The 24822-nt window shown below is 74.5% G+C and carries 13 protein-coding genes; 12 read left to right on the top strand and 1 reads right to left on the bottom strand.

The features are described 5' to 3' along the window. Window positions 1-38: 38 nt before the first annotated feature. Window positions 39-2240 carry an MMPL family transporter gene (locus ACZ7C5_RS09455; protein WP_470322352.1) on the top strand — a complete coding sequence of 734 codons (2202 nt, stop codon included), beginning with the start codon at window positions 39-41 and terminating at the stop codon, window positions 2238-2240. 53 nt (window positions 2241-2293) lie between these two features. Here the strand turns inward: ACZ7C5_RS09455 and ACZ7C5_RS09450 are convergent, their stop codons facing one another. Then, the gene (locus tag ACZ7C5_RS09450) at window positions 2294-3001 is read right to left on the bottom strand and encodes an AfsR/SARP family transcriptional regulator (RefSeq protein ID WP_401080427.1); all 708 of its coding nucleotides are present in this window, start codon (window positions 2999-3001) and stop codon (window positions 2294-2296) included. A gap of 493 nt (window positions 3002-3494) precedes the next feature. Here ACZ7C5_RS09450 and ACZ7C5_RS09445 point away from each other — a divergent pair, with 493 nt between their 5' ends. From ACZ7C5_RS09445 to fabG, 11 genes are all read left to right on the top strand, one after another. Next, the gene (locus tag ACZ7C5_RS09445; RefSeq protein ID WP_401080429.1) at window positions 3495-4133 is read left to right on the top strand and encodes an LmbU family transcriptional regulator; all 639 of its coding nucleotides are present in this window, start codon (window positions 3495-3497) and stop codon (window positions 4131-4133) included. A 302-nt stretch (window positions 4134-4435) separates the two neighbouring features. Then, entirely contained in the window at window positions 4436-5428 is a 993-nt protein-coding gene (gene sbnA / locus ACZ7C5_RS09440; RefSeq protein ID WP_401080431.1) for a 2,3-diaminopropionate biosynthesis protein SbnA, read from the top strand. Further along, complete coding sequence (locus tag ACZ7C5_RS09435; protein WP_470322351.1) at window positions 5425-11964, top strand: amino acid adenylation domain-containing protein; 6540 nt, start codon at window positions 5425-5427, stop codon at window positions 11962-11964. Before sbnA ends, ACZ7C5_RS09435 begins: the two co-directional genes overlap by 4 nt. After that, window positions 11961-19217 carry an amino acid adenylation domain-containing protein gene (locus ACZ7C5_RS09430; RefSeq protein ID WP_470322350.1) on the top strand — a complete coding sequence of 2419 codons (7257 nt, stop codon included), beginning with the start codon at window positions 11961-11963 and terminating at the stop codon, window positions 19215-19217. The genes ACZ7C5_RS09435 and ACZ7C5_RS09430 overlap by 4 nt, the downstream gene beginning before the upstream one ends. After that, window positions 19214-19417, top strand: coding sequence for an MbtH family protein (locus ACZ7C5_RS09425; protein ID WP_401080437.1), 204 nt, complete (start codon window positions 19214-19216; stop codon window positions 19415-19417). The genes ACZ7C5_RS09430 and ACZ7C5_RS09425 overlap by 4 nt, the downstream gene beginning before the upstream one ends. 3 nt (window positions 19418-19420) lie before the next feature. Beyond that, window positions 19421-20404 (top strand): ATP-binding cassette domain-containing protein, encoded by a 984-nt coding sequence (locus ACZ7C5_RS09420; RefSeq protein ID WP_401080439.1) that lies wholly within the window; start codon window positions 19421-19423, stop codon window positions 20402-20404. Beyond that, a complete protein-coding gene (locus ACZ7C5_RS09415; protein WP_401080441.1) occupies window positions 20401-21204 on the top strand; it encodes an ABC transporter permease in 804 nt (267 codons plus the stop codon). The genes ACZ7C5_RS09420 and ACZ7C5_RS09415 overlap by 4 nt, the downstream gene beginning before the upstream one ends. A gap of 237 nt (window positions 21205-21441) precedes the next feature. After that, the gene (locus ACZ7C5_RS09410) at window positions 21442-21693 is read left to right on the top strand and encodes an acyl carrier protein (RefSeq protein WP_188299926.1); all 252 of its coding nucleotides are present in this window, start codon (window positions 21442-21444) and stop codon (window positions 21691-21693) included. Further along, window positions 21687-22952, top strand: a complete 1266-nt coding sequence (locus ACZ7C5_RS09405) for a beta-ketoacyl-[acyl-carrier-protein] synthase family protein (RefSeq protein WP_401080444.1) — start codon at window positions 21687-21689, stop codon at window positions 22950-22952. Before ACZ7C5_RS09410 ends, ACZ7C5_RS09405 begins: the two co-directional genes overlap by 7 nt. Beyond that, window positions 22952-24070 (top strand): beta-ketoacyl synthase N-terminal-like domain-containing protein, encoded by a 1119-nt coding sequence (locus tag ACZ7C5_RS09400; RefSeq protein ID WP_401080446.1) that lies wholly within the window; start codon window positions 22952-22954, stop codon window positions 24068-24070. The genes ACZ7C5_RS09405 and ACZ7C5_RS09400 overlap by 1 nt, the downstream gene beginning before the upstream one ends. Continuing rightward, window positions 24067-24795, top strand: a complete 729-nt coding sequence (gene fabG / locus ACZ7C5_RS09395; RefSeq protein ID WP_401080448.1) for a 3-oxoacyl-ACP reductase FabG — start codon at window positions 24067-24069, stop codon at window positions 24793-24795. Before ACZ7C5_RS09400 ends, fabG begins: the two co-directional genes overlap by 4 nt. Window positions 24796-24822: the final 27 nt, after the last annotated feature.

The following is a 24822-nucleotide window of genomic DNA, read 5'->3' as shown; positions in this document are numbered from 1 at the left end:
CGCGAGAATACGAGGGGAAAATCGTGGGAAACCGGAATGTGGTGACGAGGACGGCGCGGTGGAGCGCGACCCACCCGTGGTGGGCACTGGTCATCTGGGTCGTCTTCGTGGGGATCGCGCTGGCCGTCGGCGGCGCCACCGGGACGAAGGTCGCCACCAACACGGACCTCTCGATCGGGCAGTCCGCGCAGGCCACCGCGATCGCCAAGAGCGGTGGCCTCACCCAGCCGCCGACCGAGGCACTGCTGGTGACCGCCCTCCACGGCGACCTCGACCGGCAGGCCGCCGAGCGTGCCGCCACGGACGCGGCGGGCCGGCTCAAGGGCCTGCCCGACGTGGCCTCGACGGGCGAGCAGGTGCTGTCGTCGAACGGACAGGCGCTGCTGGTCCCGGTGGTCATGACCGGCGACCAGGACACCGCTCCGGACCGGGTGCAGCCGCTGGTCGACGCGGTGCAGAGCGCGCAGCAGGGACATCCCGGGGTGCGGGTCGAGCTGGTCGGTCCCGACACCATCCGGGCCGCCCTCAACACGATGCTGGGCGAGGAGGTGGGACGCGCGACCCTGCTGAGCCTGCCGATCACCCTGCTGGTGATGATGTTCATCTGCGGGGCCATGGTCGCGGCCGGCGTCCCCGTGGTGCTCGGCCTGTCCTCGGTGCTGGCCGGACTCGGCCTGTGGGGCGCCGCCTCGCAGCTCGTCCCCGACCCGGGAGCGGTGAGCGAGCTCATCGTGCTGATGGGCATGGCCGTGGGGGTGGACTACTCGCTGTTCTACCTCAAGCGCTTCCGCGAGGAGCGTGCCCGGGGCCTGGACAAGGTCGACGCCGTGGAGCTGGCCGCCGCCACCTCCGGGCACTCCGTGGTGGTCTCCGGCACCGTCGTGATCCTCTCCATGGGGGCGCTCTACCTGGGCGGGAACCTGGCCTTCACGGCGATGGCGACCGGCAGCATCCTGGTGGTGGCCATCGCGATGTCCGCCTCGCTCACCGTGCTGCCGGCCCTGTTGATGCTGTTCGGCAGGGCGCTGGAGCGGCCGCGGGTGCCGCTGATCTGGCGGCTCCAGGGCCGCGGGGACCGCAGCAGGGTGTGGTCGGCGCTGCTCCGGCCGGCGCTGCGGCACCCGGGGATCAGCCTGGTGCTGTCCGCCGTGGCGCTGCTGGCGCTGGCGGCCCCCGCCCTCAACCTGAAGCTGAAGGCCACCGGCGTGGACGACCTGCCCCGGAGCATGCCCGCCATGCAGGCCGAGGCCAGGCTGACGCGGTTCTTCCCGATCCAGTCCGACACCCAGCTGGTCGTGGCCCAGGTGCCGGAGGCCGGCGCCGGGCAACTCCGCACCGCGCTCGACGCGCTGGTGCAACGCGCCGGCCAGGACCCGCTGTTCACCGCCACCCCGGCCCCCGAGATCATCACCTCGCACGACGGCCGGTACGCCTCCGTCGGCATCGGGACCCGCCTCAGCAGCGGTTCCGCGGAGGCCAGGGAGTCCCTCAGCCGGCTGCGCGACGACCTCGTGCCCGCCACGGTCGGGCAGGTGCCCGGTGTGAAGTGGGCGGTCGGCGGCAGTGACGTGGCCTACGACGTGGACTACCGGGCCCAGGTGGTGGACAAGATGCCGTGGGTGCTGGGCTTCGCGCTGGCCCTGACCTTCGTGGTCACGGCCCTGGCGTTCCGGTCGATCGTGCTGGCGCTGGTGACGGTCGTGCTCAACGTGTTCTCCGCGGCGGCCTCGTTCGGGGTGCTGGAGCTGGTCTTCCAGCACACCTGGGCCGACGGGCTGCTGCACTTCCAGTCCACGGGCAAGGTGGTGGCGTGGCTGCCGCTCACCCTGTTCGTCATCCTGCTCGGGCTGTCGATGGACTACCACGTGTTCGTCGTCAGCCGGATCCGCGAGGCAGCCGCCTCCGGGCTGTCCGTCCGCGCGGCCGTCGAGCAGGGCATCACCCGCTCCGCCGGCGTGGTCACCGGCGCCGCCCTGGTGATGATCTCGGTGTTCGCCCTGTTCGCCTCGCTGACCTTCATCGAGATGAAGCAGCTGGGCGTGGGCATGGCCTGCGCCGTACTGCTGGACGCGACGCTGATCCGGATCGTGGTCCTGCCCTCGGTGATCGCCCTGCTGGGCCGCTGGGTCTGGTGGCCGTCCCGGCTGGAGACCCGGTCCGAGGCGCCGGCCGGCCCGGCCGTGCGGGAGGGCGAGCCGGTCGGCGTCCCCGCCCGGGCGGCCGCGGGGGAATCGGTGTGAGACGTCGCGTGGGGCGGGTACCGGACCTGGTCCGGTACCCGCCCCACGTGCGGTCAGCGCGAGAGCGACGCGTCCTGACTGATGATCGCCTGGTAGAGCCGCTGAAGTTGGCGGCTGGGCAGCAGCCCCATCTCGTCGTCGAGCTGCTTGCGGGTGCGGTGGAAGGTGTCGATCGCCTCGGACTGCCGGCCCGTCCGGTACAGCGCGAGCATCAACTGCTCGCTGAACCGCTCCCGTTCGGGGTGTTCGGCGTGCAGCTGCTTCAGCTCGGGCACGACCGCCCCGGCCTCGCCGGCCTCCAGCTGGGCGGAGATCAGATCCTCCTGGACGAGCCTGCGCTGCTCGTCGAGGCGGAGTGCGGCGGCACGACAGCGCTGCCCGTCGCCGACGTCCACCAGCGCCGGGCCGTACCACATGGCGAGCGCGCCACGGAGCAGCTCGGCGGCCTTGTGCGGCGACAGCCCGATCAGGCTGCGGCCCTCCCTCGCCTGCTGCAGGAAGCGGTCGGCGTCGAGCCGGTCCGCGGGCATGTCCAGCACGTAGCCGTTGCCGACGGTGCGGACGACGCCCTGGTCGGTGGCGTCCAGTCCGATGCGCCCGAGCGATCTTCTCATCCGGGCCACGATGCCCTGGAGTGAGTTCCGCGTGTTCTTGAGCAGGGTCTCCCCCCACAGTTCGTCGATGAGTTCGTCGAAACTGACCACCTGGCCCGCACGCAGAGCCAGGACGGCCAGCGCCATCCGGACCTTCTTGGCATCCAAAGCGGCGGATTCGATTCCGCTTACAGCACGCAGCGGTCCCAGCATTGTTATGTACATGGAATTCCCCCGTGTCCCAGCGGCGTCCAAGGAGGAGCCGAATCAATGGGTGGCCTGGCGCTCGAACATTACATCCGAAATCAGATGGGACGCCAAGGCACCAGCGCGATTTCCGCGGTGCACCGATGCGTCTTAGGGGGTGCCTTGTCCCGCCGGCGGGACAGGGCGGGGCGGCCGTCGCCGCGGCCGCAAAGAAATGTATAGGAGCGTATGGCCACTTTTGGACATGTCTACCGGCGAGTATTCACGGGCGGCGGACGACTTCACCGGCACCGGTCGAACGGCATTGGCCGGTCCGCACCGAATACCATGATGATTCCAAGATCATGGATCTTGGAATGCGGGCATTCCACCGCGCAACGGTGAAACGGGAACGCGCGGTGGCGGAAAAGTGCCTGGTGGAGAGCCGGGCACGCGACTGACGGGGGAAGCGGAATTGACTGCAATCGAGAAGTGGAACGCGGGCTCTCGGATCCTGATGACGAAGGTGGGGCTGCGGGTACCCGGTTCGGTGTCGTTCGAGGACTGGGAACGGGCCGGAGTCGGCCTCGCACGCATGGCCGATTCCTCCGCCTGGTGTCTGGGCGACTGGGTGCTCTTCGGCCGCAACCGTTTCCCCGACCGTTACCGGTGGGCCATGGAGGCGGCGGGGCTGGATTACCAGACCATCCGCAACTACGTCTGGGTGGCGCGGCGATTCGAGCCGCCACGGCGCAGGGAAGGACTCAGTTTCGGCCACCACGCCGAGGTGGCCGCCCTCACCGACGGCGAGCAGGACCTCTGGATGGCCCTCGCCGAGTACCACCAGTGGTCGAGGAACCGGCTGCGTTCGGAGATCAGGAGCGGTCGCCAGGCCGATCCCGAACCGCGCGAGACGGCCTCCCTGCCCCGGATGGTGGTCGACCGCGATCGCCTGGGCCAGTGGCAGCGAGCGGCCGAGCGCTCCCAGGTGACGCTGGGGGAATGGGTGGCCAGCCAGCTCGACTCGGCCGCGGCGGAGCTGCTGGGACGGCCGGACACCGAGCCGGACGGGGCTCCCGGCCCCGGCCTTCCGCAGCACTCCGAGGCGCACTGACCAGGCGTCACCCCAAGCCGGGACGGTGCCCGTCACCCGTGCCGACGTGAGCCGTCGAGGAACACGTCGGGCACTCGGTGGGGGCACCGTTCCCGTGCGCGGGGCCGGCGGGCGTCCGCGGGGCCGGCGGGCGTCCGCGGGGCCGGGCCGGCCGGTGAACCGAGGCCGCGGGTGGAACGTCCGGGCCGCTCGGGAGGCCCTGGCGACGTCACGTCAGCATGGTGTCAGCGCCCGGTCAGAGCTGCCGTGGAACCTCGTAGCTGTCGACGTCACGACGTACCGCCGACGGCCGGGAGCTTGCCATGCCTGTCATATCTGCGCCGCACGAATTCGACGTCAGCGATCTGTTCGTCGATCTGCATCCGATCTTCGCCCGACACCTCTACCTCAAGGTGGAGGGGTTCAACTTCGCCGGATCGATCAAGCTGAAGGCCGCCCGCGAGATCGTGGCCCAGGCCGAGGCGGCGGGGGTGCTCGGCCCCGGCTCGACCCTGGTCGAGTCCTCCTCGGGGAACATGGGCGTCGCGCTCAGCATGCTCGCTGCCAACCGCGGTTACCGCTTCGTGTGCGTGACGGACTCCCGCTGCAACGAGGCCACCCGCCACACCATGCAGGCCTTCGGCGCCGACGTCCACGTCATCACCGAGGCACACCCCACCGAGGGCTACCTCGGCGCCCGGATCCGCTACGTACAGGAGATGTGCGCCGCCGACGAGAAGGTGGTGTGGCTCAACCAGTACGAGGCACCGGGCAATTGGATGGCCCACTACCGCACCACCGCGCCCGCCATCGCCACCCGCTTCCCCCGGCTCGACGTCCTGGTGATCGGCGCCGGCACCACCGGCACCCTGATGGGCTGCGCCCGCTACTTCCGCGAGCACCGGCCCGACGTGCGGGTGGTCGCCGTCGACGCGGTCGGCTCCGTCACCTTCGGCGGGACCCCAGGCCCGCGGCACATCCCCGGCCTCGGCACCAGCATCAGGCCGGGGCTCCTGGACGAGTCCTTCGTCGACTCCGTCGTCCACGTCGACGAGGCGGACACGGTGCGGATCTGCCGCCGGCTGGCCGCGCACGGCTACCACTTCGGCGGATCGACCGGGACCGCGGTCGGCGGCGCACTCGCCTGGCTCCAGGAGAACTGCGCCGACCGCCGCACCACGGCCGTCACCATCGCCCCCGACCTGGGCGAGCGCTATCTCGACACCCTCTACGACGACGACTGGGTCCGTGGCACCTTCGGCGACACGGCGCTGGCCGGCGACGAGGAGCGGAACGAAGGGCAGGCAGCGCGATGAGCGTGTCCCCCGGCGGCAACCTGCCGCTCACCGCGGCGCAGTCCGAGATCTGGTACGACGAGCAGTTCGCGACCGGGCCGCTCGGCTACGCCATGGGCGACTACGTCGACCTGCGCGGCCCCCTCGACCAGGAGCTGCTGGGACGCGCCCTGCGACGGCTGTCGGTGGAGGCCGAGGGCCTGCGGGTGCGTTTCACCGAGCACGACGGGGTGGCCCGCCAGTCCGTCGCCCCGGTGGCCGACAGCCCCCTCCCGCTCGTCGACCTCAGCACCGAGGCGGACCCGGAGGCCGCCTCCGAGGCGTGGATGCTCGGCGACCTGGATCTGCCGATGAAGGCCGCCGAGCCGCCGCTGATGCGCACCGCGCTGCTCCGCCTCGGCCCCGAGCGCCACCGGCTCTACCTGTGCATGCACCACATCCTGTCCGACGGGTACAGCCGCAACCTGGTCCACCCGCGGCTCGCGGCGATCTACAGCCACCTCGCGGCCGGCGGCGACGAGGCGGGCCTCGCCCCGTCGGCACCGCCGCCGTTCCGGCTGCTGCTGGACGCGGAGAGCGCCTACCCGGACTCGCCCCGCCTCGCCAAGGACCGCGCCTACTGGACCGCCCGGCTCACCGCCGGATCGCCCGAGCCGTCCTCGCTCTCCACCCGCGAACCCGCCCCCGGTCTCGTCGCGCTGCGCCGCACCGAGGTGCTGGACGCCGCCGACGCGGACCGGCTGCGCGCCGCCGCCGGCGCGGCCGGAGCCACCCCGGCCGCCCTGGTGGCCGCGGCGATGGCCGCCTACGTGCAACGGATCACCGGCCTGGAGGAGCCGCTGCTCACCCTGCCGGTCACCGCCCGGGTCGGTGCGGCGGCCCGCGGCGTCCCCGGGATGGTCGCCAACTACCTCCCGCTGGCCGTGCCGGTCCGCCACGGCGCGACCCGCGACCGGCTGCTGCGGGCCGCGTGGGTCGAGATCGCCAACGCGCTGCGGCACCAGCGCTACCGGGGCGAGCAGATCCGCCGCGACCTCGGCCTGCGCACCGACGACCGGCGCCCGTTCGGGCCCTTCGTCAACGTCCTGGACCAGGACCCGGTCCTGGAGTTCGGCCCGTGCCGGGGCCAGGTGGTGAACCTGTCCACCGGCATCGTCAACGACCTGATCCTGACCGTCCTCAACACCGGCGACGGCTCCCTGGAGCTGCACCTGGACGGCAACAGCGAGCTGTACGACGGTCAGGAGCTGGCCGCGCACGCGGCCCGGTTCCGGGCCTTCCTCGGCGCCTTCGCGAGCTGCCCGCCGGACACGGTCGTCGACCGCCTGGACGTGGCCCTGCCCGGGGAGTCGATCGGGGTGCTCACCGGTCCCGCCGCCGACGCGGCGCTGCCGGGCGAGGCGGCGAGCGACACGGTGGCGCTGGTACGGGCCGCGTCCGCGCGTACGCCGGACGCGGTCGCGGTGGTCGACGGCGCCCGCCGGCTGACCCACGCCGAACTGCTGCGCCGTGTCGACGGAGTCGGCGCGCGGCTGCGGGCCGCCGGCTGCGGCCCGGACACGGTGGTCGGCGTGCTGACCCGTCCCGGCGCGGGCTACGTCGCGGCGATCCTCGGCTGCCAGGCGGTGGGCGCCGCCTGGCTGCCGCTGGAGACCGCCGCGCCCGCCGCGCGCACCGCCTCGTTGCTGCGCGACGCCGGCGTCCGGGTGCTGCTCGTCGGCGGCGGGTTCGACGAGCAGGGCGGCGAGGCCGGCGTGCTGGCCGGGGACGTCCGGGTCCTGCCGCTCGAACTGCCGTCGGACGACCGGGCACCGGAGGACCAGGCCGCGCTCCCGGCCGCCGGATCGGGCCAGGACCTCGCCTACGTGATGTTCACCTCGGGCTCCACCGGCCGGCCCAAGGGTGCGATGGTGCACCGGGACGGCATGCTGAACCACCTGTGGGCCAAGGTGGACGACCTGGCGCTGCGCCCGGGCGAGGCGGTCGTCGCGAACGCCCCGCTCACCTTCGACGTGCACGTCTGGCAGCTGCTGGCACCGCTGCTGGTGGGCGGGCGCACCCTGGTCGCCGACCCGGAGACGGCCGCCGACCCCGACGCCCTGTTCGCCCTGGCGGTCGACGAGAACGCCGCCGTGCTGGAGGTGGTGCCCTCCCTGCTGCGCGCCGCGCTCGACCTGTGGGACGCTCGCGCGGCCGCCCCCCGGCTTCCCGGCCTGCGCCGGCTGATGGTCACCGGGGAGGCGCTGCCGGCCGACCTGTGCGCCCGCTGGTACGCCCGCTTCCCGGGAATCGGCATGGTCAACGCCTACGGGCCGACGGAGTGCTCCGACGACGTGACGCACGCCTGCGTCACCCCGGAGGACGCGGCCGCCGGGCGGGTGCCGATCGGGCGGCCGGTGCGTGGCACCCGCCTGTACGTGCTCGGGGACGGGCTGCGCCCGATGCCCGCCGGGGTGCCCGGAGAACTGTGGGTGGGCGGCGTCGGGGTGGGCCGCGGCTACGTGGGCGACCCGGTCCGGACCGCGTCCGTGTTCCCGGCCGACCCGTTCGCCGGTGGCGGCAGCAGGATGTACCGCACCGGCGACCGGGTGGTGCTGCGCCCGGACGGACAGCTGGAGTTCGTCGAACGGCGCGACTTCCAGGTGAAGGTCCGCGGCCGGCGCGTCGAGCTGGGTGAGATCGAGGCGGCCGTGCGCGCGGTGCCGGGTGTCCTGGACGCCGTGGTGGTCGCGCACGGCTCCGGACTGGCCGGCTACGTGGCCGCCTCGGGCGGCGTCGACGCGACCCTGCTGCGGGACCGGGTCGGCGCGGTCCTGCCGGGCTGGATGGTGCCGGGGTGGTGGGTGGTCCTGGACGCGCTGCCGCTGACCGCGAACGGCAAGGTCGACCGCAAGGCGCTGCCCGCGCCCGGTGCCGGCAGCACGGGAGTGAGCGGCACCGGCGCGGGCAGCCCGGCCGTGAGCGGCCCGGGTGCGGCCGGCTCCGTCGCGGGCGGCCCCGCCGGTCCGGTGCGCGGTCCGCGGACCGACCCGGAGCAGACGCTGGGCGCGGTGTTCGCCGAGATCCTCGGCCTCCCCGGAGTCGGCGCGGACGACGACTTCTTCACCCTCGGCGGCGACAGCATCCGCGCCATCGAGGTGGTCGGCGCGGCACGCCGCGCGGGCCTGGTGCTCAGCACCCGCGACGTCTTCACGGGGCGTACGGTCCGCGTCCTCGCCGGGATCGCCCGGCCGGCCACCGGGCGGGCCGGGCAGGAGGACGGGCAGGTCGACCCGGTGGGCGTCCTCGACCTCACCCCCATCGCCGCCCGCCTCCAGGAGGACACCGGCTCGACGACCGGCCCCGCCGCCGGCTTCAGCCAGCACATCGCCGTCCGGGTCCCCGCCGATCTCGACGCCGGACGGCTGGCCACCGCGCTGCGGGCCCTGATCGACCATCACGACGCCCTCAGGACCCGGCTGACCGAGCCGGCCCCCGGCCTGTGGCAGACGGAGGTGCTCCCGCGCGGCGCGGTTCCCGCCGACGACGGCCTGGTCCTCACGCTGCCGGACGAGCAACCGTCCCCGGACCGGCAGGAGCTGCTCCGGCTGATCGACCGGCAGGCCACGGCCGCCGGCCGCCGGCTCGACCCGGCGGCGGCCCGGATGATCCGTACCGTCCTGCTCCCCGCCCCCGCGGCGGAGCCTGGGGAGCGGATCCTGCTCCTGGTCGCGCACCACCTGGTGGTCGACGGGGTGTCCTGGCGGATCCTGCTGACCGACCTGGCGGCCGCCTGCGCCGCCCTCGCGGAGGGCCGCACACCCGAACCCCAGCCGGTCGGCACGTCCTTCCGGGCCTGGACCAGGCTGCTGACCGAACGGGCCCGCACCGAGTCGCGCGGACCCGAACTGGCGCTGTGGCAACGGATCCTGACCGGATCCGACCCGCTGTTCGGCCCCCGCCGGCTGGACCCGGCGCGGGACGTCAGGGCCACCGCCGACACCCTGCGCACCGAACTCCCGCCCGAGGTCACCGGACTGCTGCTGAGCACCGTTCCCGCGGCCCTGCGGGCCGAGGTCAACGACGTGCTGCTGGCCGCCCTGGCGGTCGCCGTCGCGCAGTGGCGGCAGCGGCGCTGCGGCGACGGGACGAGCGGAACGCTGATCGAACTGGAGGGCCACGGCCGCGAGGAGATCGCGGACGGCCTGGACCTGTCCCGCACCGTCGGGTGGTTCACCAGCATCCACCCGGTGCGGATCGATCCGGGGCCCCGGCCCCACGAGGCACTCGGCCGGGCGGTCAAGCTGGTCAAGGAGCAGGTGCGGGAGGTGCCCGAGCACGGAATCGGCCACGGCCTGCTGCGCCACCTCAACCCGCAGGCCGCGCGGCTGCTCGCCGGGTACCCCAGGCCGCAGCTCGGCTTCAACTACATGGGCCGGTTCGACGCCAGGGAGGACGTGCTCTGGTCACCGGTCACCGGTGGCGGCATCGTCGGCACCGGCACGCAGCCGGCGATGCCGCTGGAACACGTCCTCGCGCTCACCCCGGCGACCGAGGACCGGGCCGACGGCCCGCACCTGGTCGCCAACTGGACCTTCGCCGGCGGGATCCTCGACCGGGAGTCCGTCGCCGAACTGGCCGACGACTGGTTCCGGGCGCTGCGCGCCCTGGCCGAGTACGCCATGGCGCCGGGCGCGGGCGGCGCCACCCCGTCCGACTTCCCGCTGGTCGCCCTGGAGCAGGAGGAGATCGAGCGGTACGAGGCCGGACTGGCCGGGGCGAGCCCCGCGCTCGCTCCGGGGCAGGCGCTCTCGGACGTGCTGCCGCTCACGCCGCTACAGCGGGGACTGCTGTTCCACCACGAGGCCGAGCGGGACGGCGTCGACGTCTACACCCTGCAGATCGCCGCGGACCTGGAGGGCGGACTGGATCCCGCCGCGCTGCGGGCCGCGGGGCAGACGCTGCTGCGGCGCCACCCGGCGCTGCGGGCCTGCTTCCTCCACCGCGCCTCCGGTGACCCCGTCCAGCTGATCCCGTCCGATGCCGAACTCCCCTGGTGGGAAGTCGATCTGACGCATCTTCCGGAGTCGGAGCGGGCGGCCGAGGCCGAGCGCCTGACCGACCAGGAGCGCACCCGCAGGTTCGACCTGGCCGCACCCCCGCTGCTGCGCTTCACCCTGCTGAAGACCGGGCCGCGGCGGTACCGGTTCCTGTGGACCAGTCACCACCTGCTGGTCGACGGCTGGTCGATGCCGATCCTGGTCGGGGAACTGCTCGCACTGCTCGCCGAGTACACCGAGGGCACCGAGCACACCGGCGACGGCGAGTACACCGGCGACGGCGGGGCCGGAACGCCCGTCGAGCTGCCGGCGCCCGCCCCGCACCGCTCCTACTACGCCTGGCTCGCCGCGCGTGACCGCGGTGCGGCACGTGAGGCCTGGCGGCGGGCGCTCGCCGAGCTGCCCGGCCCGACCCTGGTCGCCCCGGCCGCGACCGGAGCGGCGGTGTCCCTCCCGGAGTCGCTGCACCTCGACCTCGACCAGGAGCTCACCGACCGGCTCCTCGCCGCCTCCCGCCGCGCCGGCCTCACCGTCAACACCGTGGTGCAGGGATGCTGGGCACTGCTGCTCGGTGAACTGACCGGATCCCAGGACGTGGTGTTCGGCGCGATCACGGCCGGCCGGCCCGCGGAGGTGCCCGGGATCGAGTCGATGGTGGGCATGTTCCTCACCACGGTGCCGGTCCGCGTCCGGCTGCACCCCGACGCCACGCTCGGCGGCCTGCTGCGCACCCTCCAGGACGAGCGTGCCGAACTCCTGCCGCACGAGCACCTCGGACTGGCCGAGATCCACCGGGCCGCCGGACTCGTCGGAGAAGCCTTCGACACCGTGCTGCTGTTCGAGAACTTCCCGATCGGATCCGGCGCGACCGCGGCCGGCGACGGCGGGGCCGGCGCGGAACCGGTGCGGGTGGTGCGCGCCGAGGCCCGCGACGCCCGGCACCACCCCCTGAGCATGGCGGTACTGCCGGACGGCGACCGGCTGCGACTGCGGCTGGACTACCTGCCCGCCGCCTTCCGGCGCGACCGGGTGGCCGCGATCACCGAACGGTTCACCGCGCTGCTGCACATCGCCGCCACCGCCCCCGACACCACGCTGGCCCGGATGGGCTCGCCGCTGCGGCCGAAGGCCGGCGCGGCACCGGCCCCGGCGCCCACAGCGACCCCGGGCACCCCGAACGGGCCCGCCGCGCCGCGCGCGCCCCGGACCGAGCGCGAGGAGACCCTGTGCGCGGTCTTCGCCGAGGTGCTGGGCGTGGAGCGGGTGAGTGCGACCGACGACTTCTTCGCCCTCGGGGGCGACAGCATCCGGGCCATCCAGGTGGTCAGCCGGGCGCATCTCGAAGGGCTGGCGCTCGAAGTGCGGGACGTCTTCACCGGCCGGACCGTCGCGGCCCTGGCCGAGGTCGCCGACGCGCCCCGGCCGGACCGGACCGGCGCTGCGGAGGAGCCCCTGCTGGCCCTGGACGAGGACGAACTGGCTTTTATGGAGATCGACTTGAGCGAGGACATGCTGTGACCGGGACGCCGAGGATCGTCGAAGCGCTGCCGCTCTCCCCGCTCCAGCAGGGGCTGCACTACCTCGCCGCCGAGGGAAGCGGCCCCGACCCCTACATCCTCCAGCTGTCGGTGCGGGTCGAGGGGGAGCTGCCCACCGACCGCCTCCGGGCGGCGGCGGCGGAGCTGCTGGGCCGCCACCCGCACCTGCGGAGCTGCTTCCGGCCCCGCCGCAACGGCGAGACGGTGCAGGTGGTCCTGGACCAGGACTCGGTCCGGGTGCCCTGGCACGAGGTCGATCTGACGGACCTTCCGTACCGGCGGCGCCGGGCCGCGTCCGACCGGATCGCCGACGAGGACCGGCTGCGGCGCTTCGACCCGTCCCGGCCCCCGCTGATGCGATTCACCGCGATCCGCCTCGGCAGGCGCCGCTACCGGCTGCTGTGGTCGGTGCACCACCTGCTGCTGGACGGCTGGTCGATGCCGCTCGCCGCCCGGGAGCTGCTCACCCTGGCGGGCCTCGCCGGGCCCGAGGCGCTGTCCGGGCCGCTGCCCGAGCCCGTCCCCTACCGGACGTACCTGCGCTGGCTGGCCGGGCAGGACCGGGAGGCCGCCCGCGCCGCCTGGGCCGGGACCCTGGCCGGTCTTGAGGGCCCGCTGCGCCTCGCGCCGCACCCCGTCGGACAGGACGACGGCGCGCTGCCCGAGGTCCGCTCGGCCTCCCTCTCCCCCGAGCCGACCCGGGCGCTCTCGTCCTGGTGCGCGGCCGAGGGCGTCACCCTCAACTCGGCCGTGCAGGCCTGCTGGGCGGTGGCGCTCGGATACCTGTCCGGCCGCCGGGACGTGGTCTTCGGTACGGTGACCTCCGGCCGGCCGGCCGGACTGCCGGGCGTCGAGACGATGATCGGGCTGTTCGCCAACACGGTGCCGGTGCGTGCCGAGGTGCGCCCCGACCACACCGTCGCCGAGCTGATCCGGGCCCTGGCCCGGCAGCAGGTGGACCTGCTGCCGCACACCCACCTGCCGCTCGCCGAGGTCCAGGCCGCGGCCGGCCTGCGCGGCGAACTGTTCGACACCGCGATCGCCTTCCAGAGCTACCCCATGGCCGCGGCCGTGCCGTCCGCCGACGGCGGCCTCGTACTCGCCGACATCCGGGTGCGCACCGCCACGCACTTCGCGCTGGGCCTGACCGTGACGCCGGGCGACGGGCTCGACTTCTCCCTCGCCCACGCGCCCAGCGCGTTCGACGGCGACGGCGCCCGCACGGCCGCCCGGGTGCTGGACCTGCTCGTCGAAGCCCTGGAGCGGACGGCCGCCGCCCCCGACACCCTGCTGGCCAGGATCGGCGGGAGCGGTGAGGCCCCGGAGGGGTCCGGCGCCGGCGCCGACCTGCGCGACGACCGCACCCGCGGCACCACCCTGCACGAGCTGTTCCGGTGGCACGCGGACCGGGCCCCGCGGGCACCCGCCCTGATCGTCCCGGACGAGGACCGGCCGGAGGACCCGGCCGCGGCGCGGACCCTGGACTACCGGCAGCTCGACACCGCGTCGGACCGGCTGGCCGGACAGCTGGCGGCGTCCGGCGCGGGCCCCGGCACCTTCGTGGCCCTGGCCCTGCCGCGCGGCGCCGACATGATCGTCGCGCTGCTCGCGGTGCTCAAGACCGGGGCCGCGTACCTGCCCGTCGACCTGGCCTATCCGCCCGAGCGGATCGCCTACATGCTCGACGACGCGGCCCCCGCCCTGGTGGTCACCACCTCCGCGACCCGACTGCCGGACAACTGCGCCGCGCCGCGGGTCGACCTCGACCTGCTGGACCCCCGGCTGCCTCAGGGCCCGGAGATCCCCGTGCACCCGCCCGTCGCGGTCCCCGGCAGCCCCGCCTACGTCGTCTACACCTCCGGATCGACCGGCCGCCCCAAGGGCGTCGTGGTCCCGCACGAGGGCGCCGTCAACCTGGCCGCCCACCACGCCGCGCGGCTGGGTGCGGGGCCCGGAGCCAGGGCCCTGCAGTTCGCGTCGTTCAGCTTCGACGCCACGGTGTGGGAGCTGTGCGCCTCGCTCTACACCGGCGGTGCCCTGGTGCTGGCCACCGCGGAGAGCCGGATGTCGGGCGACGCGCTGGCCCGCCTGGTCGTCGCGCACCGGATCAACCACGCGGTGCTGCCGCCCGCCGTCCTGGCCGGTCTGCCCGAGGACGCCGGACTTCCCTCCGACCTGCGCCTGTCGACGGCCGGTGAGGCGCTGCCGTCCGCGCTGGCCGAACACTGGTCGGCCCGCGTCGAACTGCGCAACGCCTACGGGCCGAGCGAGACCTCGGTCTGCGCGAGCGTCAGCGAACCGCTGCACGGAGCGGGCAGGCCGCCGATCGGCACAGCGGTCTCGGCCTTCCGGCTGTTCGTCCTCGACTCGGCCCTGCGGCCGGTGCCGGCCGGTGTGGCCGGCGAGCTGTACGTGGCCGGCCCCGGGCTGGCCCGCGGCTACCACGACCGCCCCGGCCTGACCGCGGCCCGGTTCACCGCCTGCCCGTTCGGGCCGCCCGGCACCCGGATGTACCGCACCGGCGACGTGGTGCGCCGGCTGGAGGACGGCGCCCTGGACTACGTCGGTCGCGCCGACCAGCAGGTCAAGCTCCGGGGCTTCCGCATCGAGCCGGGCGAGATCGAGGCCGTGCTCGGGAGCCATCCGTCCGTCGCGCAGACCGCGGTGACGGTCCGGGAGGACCGGCCCGGGGACCGCCGCCTGGTCGGCTACGTGGTGCCGCGCGGCGACACCGTCCTCGACCCGGACGCGCTGCGGGCGCACGCCACCGCGGCCCTGCCGGCCCACATGGTGCCCGCCGCCCTGGTCGTGCTCGCGACGCTGCCGGTCACCCCGAACGGCAAGGTGGACGTCCGGGCGCTGCCCGCCCCCGGGCACACCGCCGCCGGACGGCTGCCGGAGACCGCCGAGGAGCGGGAGCTGTGCGCGATCCTCGGCGAGGTGCTCGGCCTCGACCGGGTCGGCGCCGACGACGACTTCTTCGCCCTGGGCGGGCACTCACTGCTGGCCGCGCGGGCGGCCAACCTGGTGCGGGCCAGGCTCGGCGGCGCGCTGTCGGTGCGGGAGGTGTTCGAGGCCCCCAGCGCCGCCGCCCTGGCCGCCCTGCTCGCCGCCCGCCAGGACCCGTCCGGCGAGGAGCTCCGGAAGCTCCCCGAACTCGCCGCGCTGGAGCGGCCGGCCTCGATCCCGCTCTCCCACGCCCAGGAGCGGTTGTGGTTCCTGGAGCGGCTCGGGGTGCCCGACGGGCTCTACTCCGTCCCGTTCGCGGTGCGGATGCGCGGGGCACTGGACGCCGGCGCGCTGCACGCGGCGCTGCGCGACCTGGTCACCCGCCACGAGTCCCTGCGCACCGTCTTCCCGGCCGTCGGCGGCGACGGCACCGGCGCCGAGCAGGTCGTGCTCGCCCCGGAGGCGGCCGATCCGCCGCTGTCCCTGGTGGACTGCACCGAGAAGGAACTGCCGGACGCGCTCGCCGCCGAGGCCGCCCGCGGCTTCGACCTCGCCGCCCGGCCGCCGCTGCGGGCCACGCTGTTCACCCTGGCACCGGACGACCACGTGTTCGTCCTGGTACTGCACCACATCGCGGCCGACGGCTGGTCCCTCGGGCCGCTGTCGAGCGACCTGGCCGAGGCGTACCGGTCCCGGCTCACCGGACAGGCCCCCGCCTTCGCCCCGCTGCCGGTCCAGTACCCCGACTTCACGCTGTGGCAGCGCCGGCTGCTCGGCTCGGAGCAGGACCCGCACAGCGAGCTGTCCCGTCAACTCGCTTACTGGAGGCGGGCACTGGACGACCTGCCGGTCGAGATCGAGCTGCCCTTCGACCGGCCCCGGCGAGCCCTCGCCAGCCACCGGGGCGGCACGGTGCACCTGCCCGTCCCCGCCCCGCTGGTCCGCGCGCTGCGGGCCCTCGCCCGCGACTCCGGGGCCAGCCTCTTCATGGTGGCGCAGGCCGGGCTCGCGGCCCTGCTCACCCGTTACGGCGCCGGCACCGACATCCCCGTCGGCAGCCCCGTGGCGGGACGCGGCGACGCCCGGCTGCACGGCCTGGTCGGCATGTTCGTCAACACCCTGGTGCTGCGCACCGACACCTCCGGCGATCCCTCCTTCTCCGAACTCGTCTCCAGAGTCCGGGAGTTCGACCTGGCCGCCTACGAGAACCAGGACCTGCCGTTCGAGCGCCTGGTGGAGGCCCTCAAGCCGGAACGGTCGCTGTCCCGCAACCCGCTGTTCCAGGTGATCCTGGACTGCCGGGACGCCGACCCGGTCCCCGACACCGGCACGGAACTGGCGATGGAGCCGGTGCCGGCCGCGGGCGGCACCGCCAAGTGGGACCTGTTCGTCCAGCTGACCGCGGACCCGGCGGCCGACCGGATCGACCTGGCGGTCGAGTACGCGAGCGACCTGTTCGAGGAGCGCACCGTGCGGCGCCTCGCCTCCGCGCTGCTGCGACTGCTGGCCTCGGCCACCGACGCGCCCACCCGCCCGCTCTCCCGCCTGGAGGTCCTCACCCCCGAGACCCGGCGCGACCTGCGCGACCTGGGCGAAGGACCGGTGGAACCGCCCCGCACCACGGTCACCGCCCTGTTCGACGCGCACCTGGCCGCCGCGCCCGACGCGATCGCCCTGCGGTTCGCCACCGAAGCCGGGGCCCGCCTCGACGACGCGCTGACCTACCGCCGGCTCGACGCCGCGGCCAACCGGACCGCCCGCCATCTCGCCGCCCACGGCGTCGGCCGGGGTGACGTCGTGGCGCTCTGCCTGGAACGCGGGCGGGACGCGGTCGTCGCGATGCTGGCGACCGCCCGGCTCGGCGCCGCCTACCTGCCGCTCGACCCGGCCTACCCGGCCGCCCGGCTGCGGCACATGGTCACCGACAGCGGCGCCCGGGTGCTGCTCACCCAGCGGTCCCTGGCCGGGGCGGCGGCGGGCGCGGACCCGGACGGCGGCTGCGCGACCGTCTGCCTGGACGACCCGCGGACCCGCCGGGAGATCGACGGCCGCCCCGAGGTCACGCCGGACGGCGGGCCCGATCCGGACGACCTGCTCTACGTCATCTACACGTCCGGCTCGACCGGCACCCCCAAGGGCGTCGCCGTCTCCCACCGGGCCGTCGCCCGGCTGGTGCACGGCATGCCCGGCCTGGGCTTCGCCCGCACGGACACCTTCCTGTGGAACGCCTCGCCGGCCTTCGACGCCTCGGTGTTCGAGGTGTGGACCCCCCTCGCGCACGGCGCGGGACTGGCGGTGAACCCGCCGGGGCCGGCCGACCCCGAACGGCTCGGCACCCTGCTGCGGGACAACGGCGTCACCGTCGCCCTGCTCACCCCCCGGCTGGTCAACGTCATCACGGACCTCGACCCGGCCTGCCTCGCACCGCTGCGGCTGCTGCTCACCGGCGGCGAGGCCGTCTCCGCGGAGCACGTGCGCAGACTGCGCCGGGCGCTGCCGGGGACGGCGGTGGTGGACGCCTACGGGCCGACCGAGGCCGCCGTCGTCGCCACCGTCCACCAGGTGCACACCCTCCCGCCGGACGCCGGGTCCGTCCCCATCGGGCAGCCGATCGGCGGCACCGCCGTGTACGTCCTGGACGAGGCGCTGCGGCCGGTTCCGTACGGCGCCGTCGGTGAACTCCACGTGGCCGGCCCCGGACTGGCCCGCGGCTACCTCGGCCGCCCGGGGCTGACCGCCGGGCACTTCGTCGCGGACCCGTTCGGTCCGCCCGGGACCCGGATGTACCGCACGGGCGACCTGGTGCGCTGGGACGTGGACGGCCGCCTGGAGTTCACCGGCCGCAGCGACCACCAGGTGAAGGTCCGCGGCTACCGCATCGAGACCGGTGAGGTCGAACGGGCCCTGGCCGCGCACCCGTCGGTCGCCCGGGCCGCGGTCACCGCCAGGGACGACGGCTCCGGGGACCGGCTGCTGGTCGCCTACCTGGTGCCGGCACCCGACGGCGCCCGTCCGGAACCGGCGGACCTCCGGCGGGACCTGGGCCGGACGCTGCCCGCGCACGCGGTACCCGGCGCGTTCGTGCTGCTCACGGAGCTGCCGCTGACGCCCAACGGAAAGCTGGACACCGCGGCGCTGCCCGCCCCGGCGTCGGCGGGCGCGGCCCCCGCGCTGCCCCGCACACCGGCCGAGCGGGTGATCTGCGCGGCGGCGGCCGAGGTGCTGGGCCGTAAGGCGGTCGGCCCCGACGACGGGTTCTTCGCGCTCGGCGGCGACAGCCTCAAGGCCATCCGCCTGGTGAACGCCGCCGGACAGGCCGGGCTGCGGCTGGACCTGGCCGCCGTCTTCCAGTACCGCACCCTGGCGGAACTGGCCGTGGCGAGCCGCCCCGACGGGTCCGGCCTGCCGGACGCACCGGGCCGGCCGGACGCGGCCGACGGCACGCTCGACCTGCTCGCCCCCCTGCTGCCGATCCGGTCCGGTGGAACCCGGGCACCGCTGTTCTGCGTGCACGGCGGCCTGGGCTTCGGCCTGCCCTTCGCCGAACTCGCCCGTCACCTCGACCCGGCGCAGCCGGTCCACGCCCTCCAGGCGCCCGGCCTCGCCCGCGAGCAGACCCCGCCGGCCGACCTGGCCGCGGTCGCCGAGGACTACGTCGCCCGGATCCGCACCGTCCGGCCCAGCGGCCCCTACCACCTGCTCGGCTGGTCCTACGGCGGCATCGTGGCGCAGGCGATGGCCGTCCGGCTGCGCGCCGAGGGCGAGGAGGTCGCGTTCCTCGCCAACCTCGACGCCTACCCGGACTCCGCCCCCGGGGCGCGGCCCACCGACGAGGACTTCCTCAGGGACTTCCTCACCGAGGCGGGCCTCGGCGCCGACGCCCTGCCCCGGCCGACCGTCACGACCGTCGCGGCCCTGCTCGCCGGGGCCGGCGGCCCGCTCGCGGCCTTCGACGAAGCCGCCCTGACCCGGTTGCTCACGGTCATGCGCGGCAACGTCGACCTGTTCCGCGCCCACACCCCGGAGACCTTCGACGGCGGGATGACCCTGCTGGTCGCCACCGGGTCCCTGGACGGGCAGGACATGCTGGTCCGCGCCAAGACCTGGGAGCCGTACGTGGCCGGCGGTGTCGACGTCCTCCCGGTGCCCTGCGCCCACGCGGACATGCTGGGCCCCGGCCCGGCCGCCACGATCGGCCGGCTGCTCGAACACCGGCTGGCCGCCCTGCACTCCCCCACAGCCGCCCCCCGTACGACCTCCGACGACCTGGGAGACATGCCATGAGCAACCCCTTCGACAACCCCGAGGGCCGCTTCCTCGTGCTGGTCAACGAGGAGGACCAGCACTCGCTGTGGCCGGCCTTCGCGGACCTGCCGGACGGCTGGACCGTCGCGCTCGCCGAGACCGACCGCGCCTCCGCCGTCGACCACATCGAGCAGCACTGGACCGACATGCGGCCGCTGAGCCTGCGGAACCGGGGCTGACCGGTGGCCGCCGAGAAGGCGATCCTCGCCGAGGGGCTGAGCAAGCGCTACGCCACCCACACCGCCCTGCACGGCATCGACCTGGAGGTGCCGGCCGGGTCGGTGCTGGGCGTGCTCGGCCCGAACGGCGCCGGCAAGACCACCACCGTCCGGATCCTCGCCACCCTCCTGCGGCCGGACGGCGGCCGCGCCGTGGTGGCCGGCCACGACGTCTCCCGCGACCCCCGCGAGGTGCGCCGCAGGATCGGCCTGGCCGGTCAGTACGCCGCCGTGGACGCGCTGCTGACCGGGCGGGAGAACCTGGTGCTGCTGGGCCGGCTGCTCCGGCTCGGCCGACGCGGCGCGGCGGCGCGCGCCCAGGAACTGCTGGACCGCTTCGGGCTGCTGGACGCCGCGGACCGGACGGTGGGCACCTACTCCGGCGGCATGCGCCGCCGTCTCGACCTGGCGGCCTGTGTCGTCGGAGAGCCCGAGGTGCTGTTCCTGGACGAGCCGACCACCGGTCTCGACCCGGTCAGCCGGAACGTGCTGTGGCAGGTGGTGCGCGACCTGGTCTCCGGCGGCGTCACCGTCCTGCTGACCACCCAGTACCTGGAGGAGGCGGACGAGCTGGCCGACCGCGTCGTGGTCATCGACGCCGGCCGGGTCGTCGCCGAGGGCAGCCCCGACGAGCTGAAGCGCAAGGTCGGCACCGACAGCCTGGAGGTGACCGTGGCCCAGCCGGGACAGCTCCAGGCCGCGGCGGCCGCGCTCGCCGCGCTCGGCGGCCGCGCCCCGACCACCCACGAGGACGGCTGCCGGGTCACCGTCCCGCTCGAACACGGGCTGGACGACGTCGCGCTGGCCGCCTCCGAACTACGGGACCGCGGCATCACCGCCGCGGACTTCCAGGTCCGCAGGCCCTCGCTCGACGACGTGTTCTTCGCCCTCACCGGCGCCGCCGCCCCGACCGGGGCCACCTCCACGGAAGGAACCGATCAGCCATGACGGCGCTGGGAGCCTACCTGGCCGACACCACGGTCCTGACCGGCCGTCACCTTCGCCACCTGCGCCGGTCGCCGGGCAGGCTGCTGCTGATCACCATGACCCCGGCCGTCATGCTGATCGCCATCGGCTACCTGTTCCGCGGCTCGATCGCCATTCCCGGGGTCTCCTCCTACGAGGACTACATCATGGCCGGGATCGCCGCCCAGGTCGCCCTGGCCGGCGTCGGGCCCACCGCCCTGGGCGTGGCCATCGACCTGCGCGACGGACTGGTCGACCGCTACCGCTCGCTGCCGATATCGGCCAGCAGCGTGCTGGTCGGCCGGGCCCTGTCGGACATGGTCACCGCGGTGGTCGGGCTGGTGGCCGTCTCCGGCCTCGGTCTCCTGCTCGGCTGGCGCCCGCACGGGGGGCCGGGCCGGATCCTGGCCGGCTTCGCGGTCCTGCTCGCCTTCTCGTTCGTCATGCTGTGGGTCGGCATCCTGCTCGGCACCACCATGCGGAACGTGGAGGCGATCGACGGCACCGGGGCACTGATCCTGGTCGTGCTCTCCTTCCTGTCCAACGCCTACGTCGCGGTGGGCGGGCTGCCGGGCTGGCTCCGTCCGGCAGCGGAGTGGAACCCCGTCAGTTCCGTCATCACCGTCTGCCGCGTCCTGTGGGGCAACCAGCCGACCGGGTCGACGGCCGCCGGATTCCCGGCGTCCCACCCCGGGATCGTGGTCGCCGTCTCCCTCGGGATCGTGCTGCTGGCCGTCGTACCCGCCGCGCTGCGCGGCTTCCGGCGTGCCGTCGAGCGGTGATCCCGCGCCGGTGGCGCACCGGAGCGCCGGTGGTGAACCGGCGCCGCCGATGGTGAACCGGCGCAGGCGGTGCTGAACCGGCGCCAGCGGTGCTGAACCGGCGCCGTCGGTGAGCCGCGCCGGAGGCGAACCAGCGTCAGCGGGATGTCAGTTGCCAATCATCGGCGCCCCCTAGGTTGGCGTCCGGAACCACCGGAGCCTGAACGTCGAGCCCGAAGTCGAGCCCGAAGGAGAACCATGTCCACCGTTACGCCAGAGCACTACGACCGGATCAGGGAAATCGTCGCGAAGCAGATCGGTGTCGAGTCCTCCGCCCTCGGCGACTCGACGCACCTGGTCGACGAACTGGGCGTGGACTCGCTGAAGCTCATCGACATCCTCAGCGCGATCGAGATGGAGTTCACCATCGTCATCGACATGGAGGAGCTGCCGGAGATGGTCAACGTCGGGGCGATCCACCGGGTCACCGCGCGCGCGGCGGGATGGTAGGGAGTCCCGTGTCCGTTGCTCCGCAGCCGGCGGCCCAGGCCCGCCGCACCGTCGTCGTCACCGGCATCGGCGTCATCACCAGCATCGGCACCGGTGCCGACGAGTACGCCGTGGCGCTGCGGGAGGGCCGCTCCGGAGCCCGCCCGCTCACCCGGATCGACACCACCGGATTCCTGCGGAAGAACGCCGCCGAGGTCGAGGACTTCGAGCCGGCCCGCTGGATCCGCAACATGCCGCTCGACTACACCGGTCGCGCCGGGCACTTCGCCGTCGCCGCGGCCCGTCAGGCCGTCGAGGACGCCGGGCTGACGGACGAGGAGCTCGCGGACCGGCACGTGCTGATCAGCATCGGCACCACCGACGGCGAGTCCCACGACCTCGGCCTCCTGGTCGAGCAGGAGCTGGCGGACGGCGGCCCCGACGCGCTGGACCCGGTGCTGGCCCGACGCCTGGGCTCGGGACGGCTGTCCACCGCCGTCGCCCGCGAACTGCGGCTCCGCGACGCGGAGGCGGTCACGCTCACCACCGCCTGCGCGGCCGGCAACTACTCCATCGGCTACGGCCTGGACGTCATCCGGTCCGGCGAGGCCGACCTCGCGCTGTGCGGGGGCGCCGACGCCGTGTGCCGCAAGACGTTCGCCACCTTCCAGCGGCTCGGCGCCATCACCCCCGACGTGGTGCGGCCGTTCGACGTGAACCGCAAGGGCATCCTCACCGGCGAGGGCGGCGGCGTCCTGGTGCTGGAGTCCCTGGAATCCGCCCTCGCCCGTGGCGCCCGCATCTACGCCGAGGTCCTGGGCTACGGCCTCTCCTGCGACGCCCAGCACCCCACCGCGCCCAGCCGGGACGGCGTCGCCCGCGCCATGGAACTCGCCCTGGCCGACGCGGGCGTCAAGAAGGACGAGGTGGACTACATCTCGGCGCACGCCACCGGCACCCGCGCCAACGACGCCGCCGAGGCCGGCGCCATCGTCGACGTCTACGGCGAACGCCCGCCCCGCACCGTCGGGTTGAAGTCGATGCTGGGCCACTCGATGGGCGCCGCGAGCGCGCTGGCCGCCGCCGCCTGCGCCCTGTCGATCCGCAACGGGTTCATCCCGCCGACCATCAACCACCAGGAGACCGACCCGCAGTGCCCGGTGGACTGCGTCCCCAACCACGCGGTCACGGCTGATGTGCAGATCGTCCAGAACAACTCCAGCGCCTTCGGCGGCAACAACGCCGTCCTGATCCTCGGTTCCCTCAAGGAGCGTGTCTGATGTCCGCGCCCCCGGTAGCAGCCTCCCTGCCGGCCGACGGCCTCGTCATCACCGGCTGGTCGGCGGTCTCCGCGCACGGCCTCTCCCGGCGGGACTTCGCCGACGGCGTGCGCTCGGGGCTGGCCGCGGCCCGCACCGAGCCCGACGGCCCGCGGCTGCCCCGCCCCGACGCCTGTCTGGTGCCCGACCTCGACCGTCCCGGCCTGCTCGGCCGGGAGTACAGCTACACCCTCGACCGGCTGGCCGTCATGGCCCTGCTCGCCACGGACCAGCTGCTGGCCGACCCCGACCACGGGCCCGTGCCGCACACCGACGAGCGCACCGGCCTCGTCATGGGGACCACCATGGGCGGCAAGGAGACCATGGCCGCGGTCATCCGGGGCTCGCTGACCAACGCCCGGCCCTTCTACGTCGAGGTCGGCCTGATCCCCGGCTGCGTGATGAACCACTCCGCCGGGGCGGCCGCGATCCGGCACGACCTCCGCGGCCCCAACGCCACGGTCGGCGGCGGACGGGTGAGCGGCCTGCTCGCCCTCAACTACGCGCGCCGCCTGCTCGACCAGGGCCGCGCCGACAACTGCCTGGTCGGCTCCGCCGAGGAGTTCGCCCCCACCCAGGCCTGGCTGGAACAGGCCGCCGGCGTTCCCGGAGAGCCCGCCCCGCTGCTCGGCGAGGGCTGTGGGCTGCTGCTGCTGGAACCGGCCGGAGCCGGCCAACTGCCGCCGCTCGCCGCGGTGCTGGCCGTCTCCACCGGCATCGACGTGGACGACGACCCGCAGGCCGCCGTCGCCTCCTGCGCCCGCCGCGCCCTCGACCGGGCGGGCGTCGCGCCGGAGGAGGTGTGGGCCGCCGTCCCCACGGCCGCGCCGACCCCGGAGGGCGAGGCGGAGCGCGCCGCGCTGGCCTCACTGGTGCCGTCGGAAGCACTGGACCGGGTCCCGTCGATGGCGCTGCTCGGTGACACCGGCGCCGCGTCCGCGACCCTGCAGATCGCGGCGCTGCTCGTGATCGCCGGGGCCGACCCGACCGCCGCCGGCCGGGTGGCCCTGGTCTCGGCGGTGGACCGGGACGGCACCGTCGCCGTCGCGGTACTGCGACTCTTCGAGGTGGCGTCATGACCGCGATGGTGAGCGGTGGTTCGCGGGGCATCGGGCGGGCGGTCGTGCTGCGGCTGGCCCGGGACGGTCACGACGTGGCCTTCTGCTACCGGTCCGACGAGGCCGCGGCCGAGTCGCTGCTGAAGGAGACGGCGGAGCTGGGCGTCCGGGTCCTCGCGACCCGCTGCGACGCCTCGGACGGTGCCGCCGTACGCGACTGGGTGCGCGAGACGGAACGCGAACTGGGGCCGGTGGACACCGTGGTGACCTCGGCCGGCATCACCCGGGACCGTCCGCTGGTGCTGATGCGCGACGAGGACTGGCAGCAGGTGCTGAGCGTCAACCTGGACGGGGTCTACCACCTGTGCCGGGCAGTGGCGCCCGGCATGGCCAAGCGCGGCCGCGGGTGCGTGGTCAACCTCTCCTCGGTCTCCGGAATCTCCGGCAACGCCGGGCAGGCCAACTACGCCGCCTCCAAGGCCGGGATCATCGCCTTCACCAAGAGCCTGGCGAAGGAACTCGGTCCGCGCGGCGTGCGGGCCAACGCCGTCGCGCCGGGCCTGATCGACACCGACATGGTGGGCGGTGCCTCCGAAGCCGCGATCGGACGGATCCTGCAGAACGTGCCGCTGCGCCGGCTGGGCCGTCCCGAGGAGGTCGCCGAACTGGTCGGCTTCCTGGCCTCCGACCGTGCGGCCTACGTGACCGGCTCGGTGTTCGAGGTCCACGGCGGCCTCTCCCTCTGACACACCCGCTGACCACCCGACCCTTAG

This window comes from Kitasatospora sp. NPDC036993 (assembly GCF_055607525.1).
Note: the sequence above shows the minus strand (reverse complement) of the source record. Positions and strands in the feature narration are given on the sequence as shown.

Coding starts and splice junctions, on each gene's coding strand:
- ACZ7C5_RS09415 (WP_401080441.1), top strand. CDS start 20,401: ATGACGGCGCTGGGAGCCTACCTGGCCGACACCACGGTCCTGACCGGC.
- sbnA (WP_401080431.1), top strand. CDS start 4,436: ATGCCTGTCATATCTGCGCCGCACGAATTCGACGTCAGCGATCTGTTC.
- ACZ7C5_RS09425 (WP_401080437.1), top strand. CDS start 19,214: ATGAGCAACCCCTTCGACAACCCCGAGGGCCGCTTCCTCGTGCTGGTC.
- fabG (WP_401080448.1), top strand. CDS start 24,067: ATGACCGCGATGGTGAGCGGTGGTTCGCGGGGCATCGGGCGGGCGGTC.
- ACZ7C5_RS09405 (WP_401080444.1), top strand. CDS start 21,687: ATGGTAGGGAGTCCCGTGTCCGTTGCTCCGCAGCCGGCGGCCCAGGCC.
- ACZ7C5_RS09435 (WP_470322351.1), top strand. CDS start 5,425: ATGAGCGTGTCCCCCGGCGGCAACCTGCCGCTCACCGCGGCGCAGTCC.
- ACZ7C5_RS09410 (WP_188299926.1), top strand. CDS start 21,442: ATGTCCACCGTTACGCCAGAGCACTACGACCGGATCAGGGAAATCGTC.
- ACZ7C5_RS09400 (WP_401080446.1), top strand. CDS start 22,952: ATGTCCGCGCCCCCGGTAGCAGCCTCCCTGCCGGCCGACGGCCTCGTC.